Genomic DNA, 14,970 nt, shown 5'->3' with positions numbered 1-14,970 from the left:
CCTTAGGGGTGGGGAACGGCGTGGTAGGAGGAGGGCGCGGTCGGGGCCGGTGGGTCAGGGGACGGTGGTGGTGAAGACCTCGTCTCGGGTCTCCCGGAGCGCCTGCTGGAGCGCCCCGGCCAGGACGGGGTTGCCCTGGACGGTGCTGAGCCGCACCTCGGGGCGCGGGATCGTGAGGCTGTGCAGGTGCTGTTCGATGCGCGCGCGGAGCGGTTCCCCGCCGGCGAGCAGGACGTCGCCGGTGAGGACGACGAGCGCGGGGTCGACGACCGCGACGACGGTGGCGAGCGTGGCGCCGAGCCTGGTGGCGAGCTCGGTGAGGGCGCGTTCCGCGCGGGCGCCCGCGCCGGTGGCGGTGCGCCTGCCCTCGGTCTCCACGTCGGCGGCGGCGCGGCCGAGCGCGGCGGCGGCGTCCCGGCCGCGGAAGCCGTGCTCGCGCATCAGCCTCAGCACGGCCGCGCCGCCGGTGAGGCTGTGCACGCCGCCGGTGCGGGTGCGGCGCACGTCCCGCATGAGCGGGGCGCCTGCGGCGGGCATGTAGCCGATCTCGCCGGCGCCGCCGGTCGCGCCCCGGTGCAGCGTCCCGTTCAGCACGACGGCCATCCCGACGCCGTCGGCGACCCACAGCAGGACGAAGTCCGCCGCGCCCGCGGCCCGCCCGCCGGACCGCTCGGCGAGCGCGGCGAGGTTGACGTCGTTCTCGATCGCGACGCGGACGCCGAGCCCGCCGCTCAGCGTCTCCACCAGGTCGGGGATGTGCCAGCCGGGGATGTGCGAGGCGTACCCGAGGCGGCCGGTGGCGGGGTCGACGGCGCCCTGGATGCCGATGACGGCCCGGTCGAGGCGGTCCCGGGTGAGCCCGGCCGCGGCGGCGGCCCCGTCGAGCGCGGCGGCCATCCGGGCGACGACGTCCACGCCGGTGCGTCCGGGGGTCGGCAGCGTGTGCTCGCCGACGACCGTCCCGGCGAGGTCGGCGACGCTGGCGCGGATCCGCGCAGGGGTGACGTCGGCGCCCGCCACGTGGGCGGCGGCGCCGTTGATCCGGTACAGCTCGGCGGTGCGGCCGGGCAGGCCCTCGCGGACGCCGTCGCGGACGACGAGCCCGGCCTGCTCCAGCCGGGCGAGCAGCTGGGAGGCGGTCGGCTTGGAGATGCCGGTGAGGTCGGAGATCTGCGGGCGGGTCAGCGGCCCCCGGGCCAGCAGCGCCTCCAGGGCCGCGCGGTCGTTGATCGCCCGCAGCAGGCTGGGCGTTCCGGGGACGGGCGCGGACACGGCGGCTCCTCCAAATTAGGAAAGTTTCCTAACTTGAAGGAAAAGTAAGGACTCTTAACGGATACGTCAAGGGCCGGGGCCGGTCACGGCCGCCGTGAACCGCCCGCTATCGAGGCGCAGGCCGATTGCGGCGAGGTGAGGGGGATCAGGGCGCGGTGACGATGAAGGCGGAGTTGCCGAAGCCGATCTCGTCGCCGGGACGGACGCGGGCCGGGCCGGTCAGCCGGTACCCGTTGACCCGGGTCCCGTTCATCGAGCCGAGGTCGGAGACCATCCAGCCCTCGTCCGCGCGGTAGATCTCGGCGTGGAACCGGGAGACGGTGAGGTCGGTGAGGATGAACTGGCAGGCGGGGGCGCGGCCGACGACGATGCGGCCGAGCTCGCGCGGGGGCAGCATGAACCGGGGCAGCCGCGGCGCCCGCCACGCCGCCTCGATCCGCGCGGTCGCCTGCGAGACCGAGGAGATCAGGCCGGTCAGCCGGTTCATGACGCGGTTGGAGGCCGGCAGGTCGTGCACGATGTCGGCCAGTTCGGCCTTGCTGCGCGCCTGCAGCACCTGGTCGACGCGCCGCTCGAACGTCTCGTCCGACATCCGGCCCTCGGCCACGCGGTCGCTGAGGACGCGCAGCACCCGGTCCCGCTCCGTGTCCGACGCTCTCACCGGGAATGAGGGCTGACCGTCCATAGCTGTGAGTATCCAGTCCCCATCGTCGGCTGTCCAGAAAGGCCCGTCGGGCCGAGGACGGGCGATCGGCCTCACCCGCCCTCCACCTTTTCGACGCCGCCCCGCCCCCGGAAGTTCGCGGACGGGGCGGCGGCGTGCGGACGCCGGGCCTTGTCGGCCGGGGGGGCTCAGCGCGACAGCAGGTCGCGGGCGATGTGGGTGATCTGGATCTCGTCGGTGCCGGCGTAGATCTGGAAGGACTTGGCGTCGCGGGCGAGCTGCTCCACGCGGTACTCACTCATGTAGCCGTTGCCGCCGAACAGCTGCACGGCCTCCTGCGCGACCTCGCTGGCGGCCTGCGCGGCGTACAGCTTCATCGCCGACGCCTCGGCGAGGGTGGGGGTGCGTCCGGCGCGCTGCATCTCGATGTGCCGGAACACCAGGTTCTGCACGTTGAGGCGCGCGACCTCCATCTTCGCCAGCTTCAGCTGGATGAGCTGGAAGTCGCCGATGCGCTGGCCCCACAGCTCGCGGGTCTTGGCGTACTCGACCGAGAGCTTCAGGCACTCCTCGATGACGCCGAGGGCCATCGCGGCGACGCCGGCGCGCTCGGTGACGAAGTTCTGCCGGGCCGACTCCTTGCCGCCCTGCGCGCCGGAGGACAGGAGCCGGTCGGCTCCCGCGCGCACGTCGTTGAGGAACAGCTCGCCGGTGGGGGAGGAGTGCAGCCCCATCTTGCGCAGCGGCTTGCTCTGCTCCAGGCCCGGCATGCCCCGGTCGAGGACGAAGGTGAGGATCTCGCGGTTGCGGGGGTCCTCGCCCTGGTCGAGCTTGCAGTAGAAGACGATCGTGTCGGCGTAGGGGCCGTTGGTGATGAAGGTCTTGCTGCCGTTGAGGACGTACTCGTCGCCGTCCTTGCGCGCGGTGGCCTGCATCCCGCCGAACGCGTCGGACCCGGAGTTCGGCTCGGTGATCGCCCAGGCGCCGACCTTCTCCATGGTGAGCAGCGGGAGCGCCCAGCGCTCCTTCTGCTCGGGGGTGCCGCGCTTCATGATCGTCCCGGCGGCGAGGCCGAGCCCGACGCCCATCGCCGAGACCAGGCCGGGCGCGACCTTGCACAGCTCGATGACCGGGATCATCGACATCGCCGCGCTGCCGCCGCCGGCCCGCTCGCCGTCGGAGCCGGCGGCGCCGCCCTCGCGCTCCTTGGCCAGCCGGGACTGGAAGGACGAGCGGGCCATCTCGTCCATCCCGAACGTCTTGTAGAGGCTGCGGAGCAGATCGTAGGGCGGCAGCTCGCCCGACTCCAGCGCGTCCAGGTTCGGGCGGACCTCCGCGTCGATCCAGCCGCGCACCGCGTCCCGGATCATCAGGTCTTCCTCGGACCACTCGATCATGCTCTGCCCCGCCCTCTCGACTCCTGCCGCGTAACGGGGCCCATCAAAGCAGAGTCTGAAAGCGAACGCTTATCGCGGGTCCGCTAACCGAGACGGACGACGTCGGCGAGGACGCCGCCGTCCGCCGTGAGCCGGTCGGGGGAGGGGCTGTCGTACACGACGAGGATGCGGGTGCCCGGCTCGTCCAGCACGGCGATGCCCTCGGCGTGGTCGTCGCCGTCGCCGTGGGGCAGCTCGCCCAGCACCTCGAGCTCCTCGGCCGTGACGATCTCGCCGGCGTCGGCGCGGGCCGCGCCCGGCCACCGCACGAGCCGCACCGGGCCGTCCAGGTCCATGCTCGGCCCGGTGAGGACGAGCAGGTCGTCGCCGTGCGGGCACAGGTCGCGCACGCCGAGGCCGCCGAGGTCCAGGAAGTGGGTGCGGTAGGGCTCGCCGTCGTCGCCGACGGGCAGCGCCTGCAGGCGTCTCGGGTCCCGGGGGTGCGGGGCGGGGCGGATCTCCACCAGCACCGCCCAGCCGCGCAGCACCGGCCCGCGGAGCCCGATGTAGAGGCGGTCGCCGTGCACGGCGACGCCCTCGATGTCCAGGCCGTTGTCCTTGCTCGGGATGGGCAGGAACGGGGCGAGGTGCGGGTCGTCGGCCAGCAGGTCGGCGATGGAGTCCTTGTCCAGGCCGAGCACGGCCGCGGTGCGGTCCCCGTCGTCGCGGACGGCGCGGGGCAGCCCGTCGTCGCCGGTGACCAGGGGGATGCGGGCGAGGATGTAGCGGTTGTCCTCCCGCACGACGGTCGCCAGGCGCTTGCGCGCCTTGGCGTCGCCGTTGCCCGGCTTGATCTTCTTGCGCTTGAGGCTGTGCGAGCCGATCGCCCACAGCCATCCGTCGGCCCGGGCGAGGCCCTCGATGTCGGCCTCCTCGTCGGGGCCGGCCGGCAGCGGGACGAGGTCGGCGAGCGCGACCGTGACCTGCCCGTCGTAGCCGGTGACGCGCCCGTCGTCGTCCGTGACGGCGGTGAGCCGCTCGATGGTGGCGGTCTCGTCGCCCGCCACCCACAGGCAGCGGCCGTCCTGGCGCACGGCGGAAAGGTTGGTGTGCGTCTCGGCCTCACGGCTCTCCTGGTCGAAGCGCAGCTCGACCCGGCGTTCCACGATCATTGGGGAATGCTCCCACAGGGCCGCGACCTGTGGCGACGCGGGGGAACGGTCCACAACCGGCCCTCAGGCCTCCCAGCGGACGTCCAGCCGCGGCGGCTTGCGGAAGACCAGCCCGCGCGGGCGGGCGGGCCGGGACGGATCGAGCCGGAGCCCGGGCAGGCGGTCCAGCAGCGCGGTGAGCGCGGTGCGGGCCTCCAGCCGGGCCAGGTGCGCGCCGAAGCAGAAGTGGGGTCCGTGCGCGAACGCCAGGTGCTCGGCGGCGTTGCGGCGCCGCACGTCGTAGCGGTCGGGGTCGGGGAACACCGAGGGGTCGCGGCCCGCTCCGGCGATCGAGACCCGCACGAGGTCGCCGGCCCGGACGTCCGCATCGCCGAGCCGGGCGTCGCGGGTGGCGTACCGGTCGACGACCGAGGCCGCGGGCTCCAGCCGCAGGGACTCCTCGATCGCGGCGGGCAGCAGGCCCGGGTCGTCCCGGACGAGCCGGAGCTGGTCGGGGTGCCCGAGCAGGTGCAGCGCCGCGTTGGCGATCATGCCCTCGGTGGTGTCGATGCCGCCGAACATCAGGATCGCGGCGTTCGCGACGACCTCGGGGGCGCGCAGGCCCCGGCCGGCGGCCTCGGCCAGCAGCGACCCCGGCCGGGCCGCGTCGACCGCCTCCCGGACCGCCGCGCCCAGCAGCCGGTACGCCTCGCCGGCGCGCTCGGGCGCCGCGCCGCCCGCGGTGATGGCGGACACGGCCTCGACGAACGCGCCGTACCAGGAGCGGACGGTGCCGGCGTCCACCCCGGACAGGCCGAGGGCCTCGGTGACGACCGCGACGGCGAGCGGCCCGGCCAGCTCGCCGCGCAGCTCGGCGCGGCCCGCCGGCGCCAGCGCGCCGACGAGCCGGTCGGTCTCGGCCTCCACGAACCGGGTGAACCGCTCCCGGGTCCGCGCCGGGCGGAAAGGCCGTGCGAACGCGTCGCGGTGCCGGGTGTGGGCCGGGCCGTCCAGCGACAGCATGCTCGGCCCGACGACCTGGGCGGTGGAGAAGCGCGGATCGTCCACGGTGTAGGTGTCCGCGTCGCGCATGACCTCCAGCGCCGGGCGGCGGGCGGTCACCAGCCAGCCGCCCAGCGCGGGCAGCCAGGTGACGGGTTCGCGCTCGCGCAGCCGGGCCAGGTGCGGGTGCGGGTCGTCCTCCAGGTCGGCGGCCGTCACCGAGGCGCCGAGCGGGAAGCGGGCGGTCAGGTCGAGGCTCACCCGTCCCAGACTATTCCGGCAGATTCCTGATCTACAATGTAAAGGCGTCGGCCGTTGCGACTCAGGTCTCCGACCGCTGCCGCCACCACGCCTGCCCCTCTTCGGGCAGCGTGTAGATCGGGTCGTGGTACTCGTAGCGCCGGGTCAGCGCGTCGGGGTCGGACAGCTCCAGGCCGGTGCGGTAGTTCTTCGTCCAGTAGGAGATGCCGCGCTCGCGGTCGTACTCGGCGAGCTGGTGCACCCACCGCTTGCCGACGTAGGGGACGTCGCAGACGATCCGCGGGGTGGCGAAGCCGGGCAGGTAGCCCATGATCGCGTGCTGCAGCTCCTGCGCCTCCCAGACCGCGAGCCGCCAGTGCTCGCTGCTGGGGATCATGTCGCACATGTACAGGTAGTACGGCAGGATCCCGGCCTCGTCCAGCAGCGCGAACGACAGGTCGAGCAGCGCCTCGGGCGTGTCGTTGACGCCGCGCAGCAGCACGCCCTGGTTGCGCACGTCGCGGATGCCGGTGTCGAGCATCGCGCGGGCGGCCTTGGCGACCATCGGCGTCACCGACTGGGCGGCGTTGACGTGGGTGTGGATGGCGATCTGCACGCCGCGCGCGTTCGCCTTGGTCGCCAGGCGCTCCATGCCGGCGCGGACGTCGTCCTGCAGCCAGTGCTGCGGCAGCCCCATGAGCGCCTTGCTGGCCAGCCGGATGTCGCGGATGTTCTCGATGTCCAGCAGCGAGTCGACGAACGACTCCAGCCGCGCCCACGGCATGTTGGCGACGTCGCCGCCGGAGACGACCACGTCCCGGACGCCGGGGGAGCGGCGCAGGTAGTCCAGCATGGCGCCGAGCCGGTCCGGCGGCTTGATGGTGAACTTGTGCTTGTCGACGGTCGGCGTGGAGTTGCCGACCAGGTCCATGCGGGTGCAGTGGCCGCAGTACTGCGGGCAGGTCGGCAGGAGCTCGGCCAGGACCTTGGTGGGGTAGCGGTGGGTGAGCCCCTCCACCGCCCACATCTCGGCCTCGTGCAGCGAGTCGCGGGAGGCGTGCGGGTGGGACGGCCAGTCGGTGCGCCGGTCGCTGAACACCGGGAGCATGTAGCGGCGCACGGGGTCGGCGTAGAAGGCCTCCGTCGAGGAGGCGTCCATCGTGTTGAGCATCTGCGGCGGCAGCAGCATCGACATGGTGGCGCGCTCGGCCTGGTCGCGCTCCAGGTCGGCGTAGAAGCGCTCGTCCAGCAGGTCGCCCATGACGCGGCGCAGTTGCCGCACGTTCTTCACGCAGTGGGCACGCTGCCACTGCGCGGACTCCCACTCGGCCTCCGTGACGTCCCGCCATCCCGGCAGGCGCCGCCAGTCGGGCTCCACCAGCGGCCGGCGCCGGTAGGCGTACGGCTGGCGCGCGGCCTCCTCGGACTGGAGGGCGTCCGGGTGCAGGGCAGTGGTCATCGTCGACCGCCTCCTCGCCTCACATTGATCGCATAAAAGTCTTGTATGCCGCCGACGTTACGGGAAGACTTTCGATGAAACCAGGGGTGCCCTGGATATCTTGCGTAACACCACCCGATGTTAGGAGAAGGACGGCATGGCGATGACCGGAGGCGGGACCGGGACGGCGGTCGGGCTGCACCGCGTGCTGGAGCCCGCGGGCGTGCTGCCGCAGGCCGCGCTCCGGCTGGATCCCGACCCGCGGATCCGGCCGGACGAGGTGCGGATCGGCGTCGAGCGCCTCAACCTGGACGCCGCGTCCTTCCGCCAGCTGCACACCGCGCACGGCGGCGACCCGGACGCGATCCGCGCCGAGGTGCTGCGGATCATCGGGGAGCGCGGCAAGATGCACAACCCGGTGACCGGGTCGGGCGGCATGCTCGTCGGGGTGGTCGAGGAGGCCGGGCCGGACTCGCCGCTCGGCCTGAAGCCCGGCGACCGCGTCGCCACCCTGGTGTCGCTCACCCTCACCCCGCTCGCGATCACCGACGGGCTCGCCGGGTGGGACGGGCGGTCGGAGCAGGTCCCGGCGCGCGGCCACGCGATCCTGTTCGGCCGCTCCATCGCCGCCGTCCTCCCCGACGACATGCCGGTGCCGCTGGCTCTCGCCGTCATGGACGTGTGCGGCGCGCCCGCGCTCACGCACCGCGTCGTCGCGGCCCGCGGCGGCGGCCCCACCGTGGCCGTGCTGGGCGCCGCCGGCAAGAGCGGGTGCCTGTCGCTGGCCGCCGCCCGCCGCGCCGGCGCGTCCCGCGTGATCGGGCTCGTCCCCACCGCTGAGGAGGAGGAGCGGCTCGTTGCGTCCGGCCTGGCCGACGCCGTCGTGCGCGCCGACGCCCGCGACCCGGTGGCCGTCGCGGCCGCCGTCGGCGAGCCGGTCGACGTCACCGTCGTGTGCGTCGACGTGCCGGGCTGCGAGCACGGCGCGATCCTCGCCACCGCCCCCGGCGGCACCGTGGTGTTCTTCTCGATGGCGACCTCGTTCCCGGCCGCCGCGCTCGGCGCCGAGGGGCTGGCCGCCGACGTCACGATGCTCATCGGGAACGGCTACGTCCCCGGGCACGCCGAGACCGCCCTTGACCTGGTGCGGTCGGAACCCGCCGTGCGTGCGCTGTTCACCTCCCGGACCGGTGCGGATTCGGCAGAATGACCGGAAACGTCCCGGCCGTGGCGGGGACCGTCCGATCATCGAGGGAGAGAGCATGGCGAGCATCACCGAGGAGCTGCGCGGGCGGGACCCGAAGGAGCGGCAGGCGCAGATCGTCGACGTCCTGGTCGACGCGTTCTCGGACCTGATGGAGCGCAGCCCCGCCGAGTTCCGCCGCCGCTTCCGCAAGATGGCCTCGGACCCGTTCGCGTTCTACCGGGGCAGCGCGTGCCTGTTCTACGCCGACATCGCCCACGACGACGACCCGTGGGCCGACGATCGCACGTCCCGCGTGTGGATCCAGGGCGACCTGCACGCGCAGAACTTCGGCACCTACATGAACGACGACGGCGTCTTCGTCTTCGACGTCAACGACTACGACGAGGCCTACGTCGGCCACTTCACCTGGGACGTCAAGCGCCTGGTGGCCAGCCTGGCGCTGCTGGCGTGGCAGAAGGCGATCTCCGACGCCGACATCCGCCGGCTCATCGAGGCCTACGTGCGCGCCTACGTCGACCAGGTCCGCAAGTTCGCCGCGCACGAGGGCGACGAGAAGTTCGCGCTGACGCTCGACACCACCGACGGCTACGTCCGCGACGTGCTGGTCGACGCGATGGGCGGCACCCGCACCGGGCTGCTGGACGGCATGACCGTCGTGTCGGGGCCCGATCGGCGCTTCCTCGACCGCCCCGGCGTCCGGCGCCTGGACGACGCCGAGCGCGCCAAGGTCGAGGCCGCCTACGAGGAGTACCTGAAGACCATCCCGAAGGAGAAGCGCTTCGGCAGCCTCACCTACGTGATCAAGGACATCGTGGGCGCGTCCGGGTTCGGCATCGGCTCGGCCGGGCTGTCGGCCTACAACATCCTCGTGGAGGGCAACACCCAGGCGCTGGAGAACGACGTCATCCTGTCGATGAAGCAGGGCAACGTCGCCGCGGCCAGCCGTGTCGTCGACGACCCCCGCATCCGCGAGTACTTCCAGCACCACGGCCACCGCACGGCCGTCTCGCGGCGCGCGCTGCAGGCCAACAGCGACCCGTGGCTCGGCCACACCCAGATCGACGGCGTCGGCTACGTCGTGCAGGAGCTGTCGCCCTACGAGGCCGACCTGGACTGGAGCGGCCTCACCGAGCCCGAGGACATGCTGTCGGTGCTGGACGACCTGGGCCGCGCCACCGCCAAGGTGCACTGCGTGTCCGACACCGACTCCGACCACACCCTCGTCGGTTTCCAGGTCGAGGACGCCATCGACGCGGTGATCGGCCCGGACGAGTCGGACTTCGTCGAGGCGATGGTGGCCTTCGGCACCGAGTACGCCGAGATCGTCCGGCAGGACCACACCTACTTCGTGGACGCCTTCCGCAACCACGAGATCCCCGGCCTGTAGCCGCGTCCGCCCCCCCGAACGCCCCGACCCGCCGCGGTCGGGGCGTTCTGACGTTCGGTGCTCGGTTCAGTGGGCGAAGGCGATGGCGGTGCCGGCGCTGACGACGACGGCGATGGCGACCAGTACGAGCGAGGAGCGCAGTGGGTTGCGGCGCTTGGGCAGCGCCTTCTGTGCGCGCGGCGCCGCGTGCAGTCGCACCGGTGGGCGCTTTTCGGGCGGTTTGTGCGTGGGCGGCGCCGGTTCGGGGCGCGTCCGCGGGGACGGGCTGGGCGCGTGCGGGGCGAGCGCCACGGGTCGTGGCTTCGGCGCGGCGGCGGGCGGTGGAGCCGGTGCGGGGTGCCCGGGCTGCGGAGGCGGCTCCGGTGCCTCCGGGGGTGGTGGCGGGGGCGGTTCCGGGACCTCCGGAGTGTCGGAGGGCGGTTCTTCCGGCGGCGGAGGCTCGGCGGGAGGCGGTTCCTCCGGGGGCGGGGGTTCGGAGGTGTCCGGCAGGCCGCAGCCGTCCGCGGAGCCGGTGCCGATCTCGATGTCGATGCACACGTCGACCCCGATCTCGATGCCGGGCGTGGGCGGCGGGTCGGCCTGCGCGGTGGCCGGGAAGCCGAGCATGACGGCGGGCAGGGCCAGGGCCGGCAGCGCGAAGGCCGGCAGGGTGCGGGCCCTCAGGGGCCGGGACCGCCGCGTGCACGTCGGCAGGGTGCGGGCCCACCGGGGCGCGGCGGGCGGGGTGGGGCGGCGGCGCATCAGCCGCCTCCCGCGATGCGCTGCAGGTCGGCGTGCAGACCGGAGAACGCCTCCGGTCCGACGGCGAGGGCGCCGGTGAACACGTGCGAGATGTCGACGGTGAGGTAGGTGCCGGCGGCGAGCAGCGCCGCCATCAGCGCCAGCGGCACCAGCGCCATGCCGCGGGGGCGGGCGCCCACGAGGAAGGGCAGCAGCAGGACCACCGCGCCGGTGAGGACGGTGACGGCGAGCAGGCCGGCGGGCGGCGTCGTCCGGGCGTCGGCGGCGCGCTGCCGGCGCGCGGCCGAGATCTCGCCGAGGTGGTCGAGGACGGCGCCGCGGGCGTCCGAGGCCTCGTCGGTGCCGGGCTGGATCGCGATGACGTCGTGGCGCAGCCGGTCCAGTTCGGCCCAGGCCCGGGCGCTGAGGCGCCCGTGCTCCATCAGCCGCCACTCGGGGCCGCGGACGAGTTCGACATAGGTGATGAGCCCGTCCTGGACGCGCCGGGCGTCCGCGGCGGGGAGGCGCTCGGCGGCCCAGTAGGCCTCGGTGATCGCCTGGCTCTCGGTGTAGGTGTTGGAGCGGGCGGCGTCCGCCGTGGTCCACGGCACGACGATGGCGATGGCGAACGCCAGCAGGAACAGCGCCGAGAGCATGGCGCCGGTGTGGGAGGAGGTGGGGCCGTCGGGAGCGCCGTCGTCCACGGTCCCGCGCGCCCGCCGCACCAGCCGGCTCGCCACGATGACCACGCCGACGGCGCAGGCCGCGGCCGCGAAGTAGATGATCATGCCCCTCCCGAAATCGTCCTGTCCATGACCGGGGGTGAGCATAGCTTTACTTAGAGTCGCCATGGGGTGTTTGTCGCCGACCGTCACCTGGGGGTGAGATGGTCGTCCGCAGAGGGAAGGCGGGGCTGTGCGCCACCGGAAGGTGCGGGAGATGTGGTGGTAGTTCTTGTGGAATACGGTGTCCGTACCGGAAGATCTCCCGTAGAGAACTCGGTATGAAGGATGATTGTTAGGACCGGCCTGAGAGGGGCGGCTGCGTGAGGGGAGACGGCAATGGCGCCGCAGGGAAAGCTGGACCTCGACCCGGAGGTGGTGCGCACCGCCCGGCGCCTGGCCGCCCGGGCCGCCGAACCCATCATCGACATGGCCCGCTCCCACACCACCGTCTCCGTCGAGCGGGCGCTGCTGAGGCTGGCGGGCCTGACCGGCGCCGACGATGAGGGGCGCCCCTGGGTCAACCACCTCGCCGACGCCGTCCGCGACCAGGTCGGGCTGGAGCACGGGCTCGCCCTGCCGGTCTGGGACGCGCTGCTGACCGGGCCGTACGGCTCCCTCGACGACCTGGCACGGGCCGCCGCCCGCGGACGGGTGTCGTTCCGGCTGCCGGCGGGCACCGACGCCGAGCACGCCCGCAAGGCCGCGGGCGAGGCGGCCCGCGGCGGCATGGCGCGCGTCGACCGGCGCTGCGCCGAGCGAGACCGGCTGCTGGCCGAGCTGCCCACCCCCGACCGGGCCGGCACGCCGAGGCCGCTGGTCTACCTGATCGTGGCGACGGGCGACATCTACGAGGACATCCCGCAGGCGCAGGCCGCCGCGCGCGAGGGCGCCGACGTCGTGGCGGTGATCCGCTCCACCGGGCAGTCGCTGCTGGACTTCGTGCCCGAGGGCGCCACCCGGGAGGGCTACGCCGGCACCTACGCCACCCGGGAGAACTTCCGGCTGATGCGCTCGGCGCTGGACGACGTGTCCCGCGAGCTCGGCCGGTACGTGCGGCTGACGAACTACGCCTCCGGGCTGTGCATGCCGGAGATCGCGACGCTCGCCGGGCTCGAGCGCCTGGACATGATGCTGAACGACTGCATGTACGGGATCATCTTCCGCGACATCAACCCGCGCCGAACGTTCATCGACCAGCGCTTCTCGCGGCAGATCCACGCCCGCGCCGGCATCGTCATCAACACCGGCGAGGACAACTACCTCACCACCGCCGACGCCGTGGACGCCGCGCACACCGTGGTCGTCAGCCAGCTGCTGAACGAGCGGTTCGGGCACGAGGCGGGGCTCGGCGACGACCAGCTCGGCCTCGGCCACGCCTTCGAGATCAACCCGGCGATCCCGGAGTCGTTCCGGCTGGAGCTGGCGCACGCCCAGCTCGTCCGGGAGCTGTTCCCCGGCGCGCCGCTGAAGTACATGCCGCCGACCAAGCACATGACCGGCAACATCTTCGCCGGCTACCTGCTGGACGCGTTCTTCAACCTCGCCGGCGTGATGACCGGGCAGTCGATCATCCTGATCGGGATGATGACCGAGGGCATCCACACCCCCTGGCTGTCGGACCGCGACCTGGCGCTGGAGAACGTCCGCTACGTCCGCGACGCCTGCGGGAACCTCGCCGAGGACTTCATGCCCCGCCCGGACGGGATGCTCGTCCAGCGCGCCAAGCAGGTGCTGTCGGAGTCGGTGGAGCTGCTGGAGCGCGTCGCCGACGACGGGCTCCTGGAGGCCATCGCCGAGGGCACGTTCGGCGTCACCCGCCGCCCGCCCGACGGGGGCAAGGGCCTGGACGGCGTCGTCCCGCGCGCCGACGGGTACTTCAACCCCGCGATCGAGATCCTCGACACCGAGGACCCGCACGCCGCCCGCCCCGCCGCCGACCAGGAGGTGCCCGCATGACGGTCGAGAGCCCCGGAACCGGTACCGGGACCCAGGCCCCCGCCGAGCCCGCCGACACCCGGCAGGTGATCCGCCCCTACGGCGACACCACCGGCGACGGCATGGTGCAGATGTCGTTCACCCTGCCCGTCCCGGCCGGGAAGCGCGCCGAGGCGGCCGCCCTGCAGCTCGCCGGGAAGATGGGCCTGGACCCGGCCAGCGTCGTCCACGCCAAGCCGATGGGCCCCGACTTCACCTTCTTCATCGTGTACGGGAAGGTGCGGCACCTCATCGACTACGCCTCCATCCCCGTCCCGGAGGAGCGCGCCTACCCGCTGCTGACCGCCCAGGAGGTGAACCTGGCGATCCGCGAGGCGCTTAACCGGCGGCTGGTGGTCGTCGGGGCCTGCATCGGCACCGACGCCCACACCGTCGGGATCGACGCGATCCTCAACGTCAAGGGCTTCGCGGGGGAGAAGGGCCTGGAGTACTACCGGGAGATCCAGGTCGTGAACATGGGCGCCCAGGTCACGGTCGAGGAGCTGGTCGAGCGCGCCAAGGCCGAGGACGCCGACGCGGTGCTGGTGTCCCAGGTCGTCACCCAGCGCAACGCCCACCTGCACAACACCAAGCAGATGGCCGCCGCGTTCCACGCCGAGTACCCGACCGCGGTGGCGGGGGGCATGGGGCGGCCGCTGCTGGTCGTCGGCGGCCCCCGCTTCGACACCGTCACCGAGGCCGACCTCGGCGTCGACCGCATCTTCGGCAAGGGCACCACGCCCGCCGAGGTCGCCAGCTATCTCGTGCACGCCCTGCTTCCCGGCGAGCACCGGCCCACGACGATGGAGGAAGAGTGAGCGACCCCCGCGAGGGACTGACCGTCACCCACCGCCGCTACATCCCCTACTCGCACGCGCACTACGCGGGCGACCTGGTCGACGGCGCCTACGTGCTGGGCCTGTTCGGGGACGTGGCCACGGAGCTGTGCATCCGCACCGACGGCGACGAGGGCCTGTTCGCCTCCTACTCCGACGTGCAGTTCCGCGCGCCCGTCCGGGCCGGGGACGTCCTGGAGACCACCGCCGTGCTGACCCGCGCGGGCACCCGCAGCCGCGTGATGGACTTCGAGGCCCGCGTGGTGTGCCGGGGACGTCCCGACAAGGGCGAGTCGTCGGCCGAGGTGCTGCCGGAGCCGGTCGTCGCGGTCACCGCGTCCGGCACGGTCGTGGTAGCCGCGCCGGGAGGCTGATCCCGCCCCCGGCCGATCCAGGCCGTGATCGCAAAGGGCGTCCGGTGAAATCGCCGAACGCCCTGATCATGGTGTTGAGCTGGGATAACATGGAGTCGCCGCAGAACATGCGGCGGTTGACAAGGTGGCGGAAGCCGGTAGTTTTGCTGCAGTCCAGCACGGGACTCACCGATCGGCCGCCCGAGGGGCCGCCGGGCGCCGCGCCGCGACGGGGACGGGGATCACGCGAGTGGTCGGCATCGTGCCCGCCCGAGCCAGCGCGGTGATCCGGGGCCGTGCCGGGCGGAGCCGCCCGATCGCGCGGGGGGTTGGACCCGGGAAGGGCCCGGACATCCAGTAGAAAACGGAGCCTCGTTCTCACCGCCTGTGGGACGACTCCGGCCCGATGGATGTCGCGGGCCCTCTTCCGTGTCCGGCACCCGGTGAACCGTCCGCTTTCGTTCTGACCTGTGCCCGCGGTCGCCGCGGGCGCCCGGTGCCGGTAGCGTTCCGGCAAGGACCCGAGTGAACGAGGTGGGACGTGGCCCAGGAGACCCTCCCGGACCGGTCGCCGGCCGCGGGGCCGGACGGCGGCCCGGGCGGCGAGCCCGGTGGCGGGGCGCCG

Annotated in this window: 13 protein-coding genes; 5 read left to right on the top strand and 8 right to left on the bottom strand. The window is 73.2% G+C overall.

The window, feature by feature from the left end; all coding sequences use genetic code 11:
• Window positions 1-54: 54 nt before the first annotated feature.
• The 6 genes from ABWI07_RS21985 to ABWI07_RS21960 all read right to left on the bottom strand — a co-directional run bounded on the left by ABWI07_RS21985 (window position 55) and on the right by ABWI07_RS21960 (window position 7,164).
• Complete coding sequence (locus tag ABWI07_RS21985; RefSeq protein WP_149258300.1) at window positions 55-1,272, bottom strand: ROK family transcriptional regulator; 1,218 nt, start codon at window positions 1,270-1,272, stop codon at window positions 55-57.
• A 145-nt stretch (window positions 1,273-1,417) separates the two neighbouring features.
• Window positions 1,418-1,933 (bottom strand): FHA domain-containing protein, encoded by a 516-nt coding sequence (locus ABWI07_RS21980; RefSeq protein ID WP_308800786.1) that lies wholly within the window; start codon window positions 1,931-1,933, stop codon window positions 1,418-1,420.
• A 191-nt stretch (window positions 1,934-2,124) separates the two neighbouring features.
• Window positions 2,125-3,333: an acyl-CoA dehydrogenase family protein gene (locus tag ABWI07_RS21975; protein ID WP_149258302.1), complete on the bottom strand. Its 1,209-nt coding sequence runs from the start codon at window positions 3,331-3,333 to the stop codon at window positions 2,125-2,127.
• A gap of 83 nt (window positions 3,334-3,416) precedes the next feature.
• A complete protein-coding gene (locus ABWI07_RS21970) occupies window positions 3,417-4,484 on the bottom strand; it encodes a DUF3616 domain-containing protein (RefSeq protein ID WP_149258303.1) in 1,068 nt (355 codons plus the stop codon).
• Window positions 4,485-4,547: 63 nt separating this feature from the next.
• The gene (locus ABWI07_RS21965) at window positions 4,548-5,726 is read right to left on the bottom strand and encodes a cytochrome P450 (protein ID WP_353819677.1); all 1,179 of its coding nucleotides are present in this window, start codon (window positions 5,724-5,726) and stop codon (window positions 4,548-4,550) included.
• Between the two features lie 61 nt (window positions 5,727-5,787).
• Window positions 5,788-7,164 carry a KamA family radical SAM protein gene (locus ABWI07_RS21960; RefSeq protein ID WP_149258305.1) on the bottom strand — a complete coding sequence of 459 codons (1,377 nt, stop codon included), beginning with the start codon at window positions 7,162-7,164 and terminating at the stop codon, window positions 5,788-5,790.
• Between the two features lie 136 nt (window positions 7,165-7,300).
• On the opposite strand from ABWI07_RS21960, the gene kdd reads away from it, so the two are divergent.
• Window positions 7,301-8,353 carry an L-erythro-3,5-diaminohexanoate dehydrogenase gene (gene kdd, locus ABWI07_RS21955; RefSeq protein ID WP_235036659.1) on the top strand — a complete coding sequence of 351 codons (1,053 nt, stop codon included), beginning with the start codon at window positions 7,301-7,303 and terminating at the stop codon, window positions 8,351-8,353.
• A 52-nt stretch (window positions 8,354-8,405) separates the two neighbouring features.
• On the top strand, window positions 8,406-9,737 hold the full coding sequence (locus tag ABWI07_RS21950) for a DUF2252 domain-containing protein (protein ID WP_149258306.1): 1,332 nt from the start codon (window positions 8,406-8,408) through the stop codon (window positions 9,735-9,737).
• A 66-nt stretch (window positions 9,738-9,803) separates the two neighbouring features.
• Here the strand turns inward: ABWI07_RS21950 and ABWI07_RS21945 are convergent, their stop codons facing one another.
• Together ABWI07_RS21945 and ABWI07_RS21940 are read right to left on the bottom strand one after the other, a co-directional pair.
• Window positions 9,804-10,478, bottom strand: a complete 675-nt coding sequence (locus ABWI07_RS21945; RefSeq protein WP_149258307.1) for a hypothetical protein — start codon at window positions 10,476-10,478, stop codon at window positions 9,804-9,806.
• Complete coding sequence (locus ABWI07_RS21940) at window positions 10,478-11,245, bottom strand: bestrophin-like domain (protein ID WP_149258308.1); 768 nt, start codon at window positions 11,243-11,245, stop codon at window positions 10,478-10,480. Before ABWI07_RS21940 ends, ABWI07_RS21945 begins: the two co-directional genes overlap by 1 nt.
• Before the next feature lie 273 nt (window positions 11,246-11,518).
• Between ABWI07_RS21940 and kamD the strand changes: the two genes are divergently transcribed.
• Genes kamD through kal form a run of 3 tightly spaced genes read left to right on the top strand, consistent with a single transcriptional unit; the run spans window position 11,519 to window position 14,366 of the window.
• Complete coding sequence (gene kamD / locus ABWI07_RS21935; RefSeq protein WP_353819676.1) at window positions 11,519-13,138, top strand: lysine 5,6-aminomutase subunit alpha; 1,620 nt, start codon at window positions 11,519-11,521, stop codon at window positions 13,136-13,138.
• Window positions 13,135-13,974, top strand: coding sequence for a lysine 5,6-aminomutase subunit beta (gene kamE, locus ABWI07_RS21930; RefSeq protein ID WP_149258310.1), 840 nt, complete (start codon window positions 13,135-13,137; stop codon window positions 13,972-13,974). Before kamD ends, kamE begins: the two co-directional genes overlap by 4 nt.
• Complete coding sequence (gene kal / locus ABWI07_RS21925) at window positions 13,971-14,366, top strand: 3-aminobutyryl-CoA ammonia lyase (RefSeq protein WP_149258311.1); 396 nt, start codon at window positions 13,971-13,973, stop codon at window positions 14,364-14,366. Before kamE ends, kal begins: the two co-directional genes overlap by 4 nt.
• The last annotated feature ends 604 nt before the right edge of the window (window positions 14,367-14,970 follow it).

The sequence above is a fragment of the Actinomadura sp. NPDC000600 genome (assembly GCF_040492135.1).
Taxonomy (GTDB): Bacteria; Actinomycetota; Actinomycetes; order Streptosporangiales; family Streptosporangiaceae; genus Spirillospora.
The sequence above is the reverse complement of the archived record's forward strand: the minus strand, read 5'-3'. Positions and strand labels throughout refer to the sequence as shown.

Coding starts and splice junctions, on each gene's coding strand:
- ABWI07_RS21975 (WP_149258302.1), bottom strand. CDS start 3,333: ATGATCGAGTGGTCCGAGGAAGACCTGATGATCCGGGACGCGGTGCGC.
- ABWI07_RS21970 (WP_149258303.1), bottom strand. CDS start 4,484: ATGATCGTGGAACGCCGGGTCGAGCTGCGCTTCGACCAGGAGAGCCGT.
- ABWI07_RS21960 (WP_149258305.1), bottom strand. CDS start 7,164: ATGACCACTGCCCTGCACCCGGACGCCCTCCAGTCCGAGGAGGCCGCG.
- kdd (WP_235036659.1), top strand. CDS start 7,301: ATGGCGATGACCGGAGGCGGGACCGGGACGGCGGTCGGGCTGCACCGC.
- ABWI07_RS21950 (WP_149258306.1), top strand. CDS start 8,406: ATGGCGAGCATCACCGAGGAGCTGCGCGGGCGGGACCCGAAGGAGCGG.
- ABWI07_RS21945 (WP_149258307.1), bottom strand. CDS start 10,478: ATGCGCCGCCGCCCCACCCCGCCCGCCGCGCCCCGGTGGGCCCGCACC.
- ABWI07_RS21940 (WP_149258308.1), bottom strand. CDS start 11,245: ATGATCATCTACTTCGCGGCCGCGGCCTGCGCCGTCGGCGTGGTCATC.
- kamD (WP_353819676.1), top strand. CDS start 11,519: ATGGCGCCGCAGGGAAAGCTGGACCTCGACCCGGAGGTGGTGCGCACC.
- kamE (WP_149258310.1), top strand. CDS start 13,135: ATGACGGTCGAGAGCCCCGGAACCGGTACCGGGACCCAGGCCCCCGCC.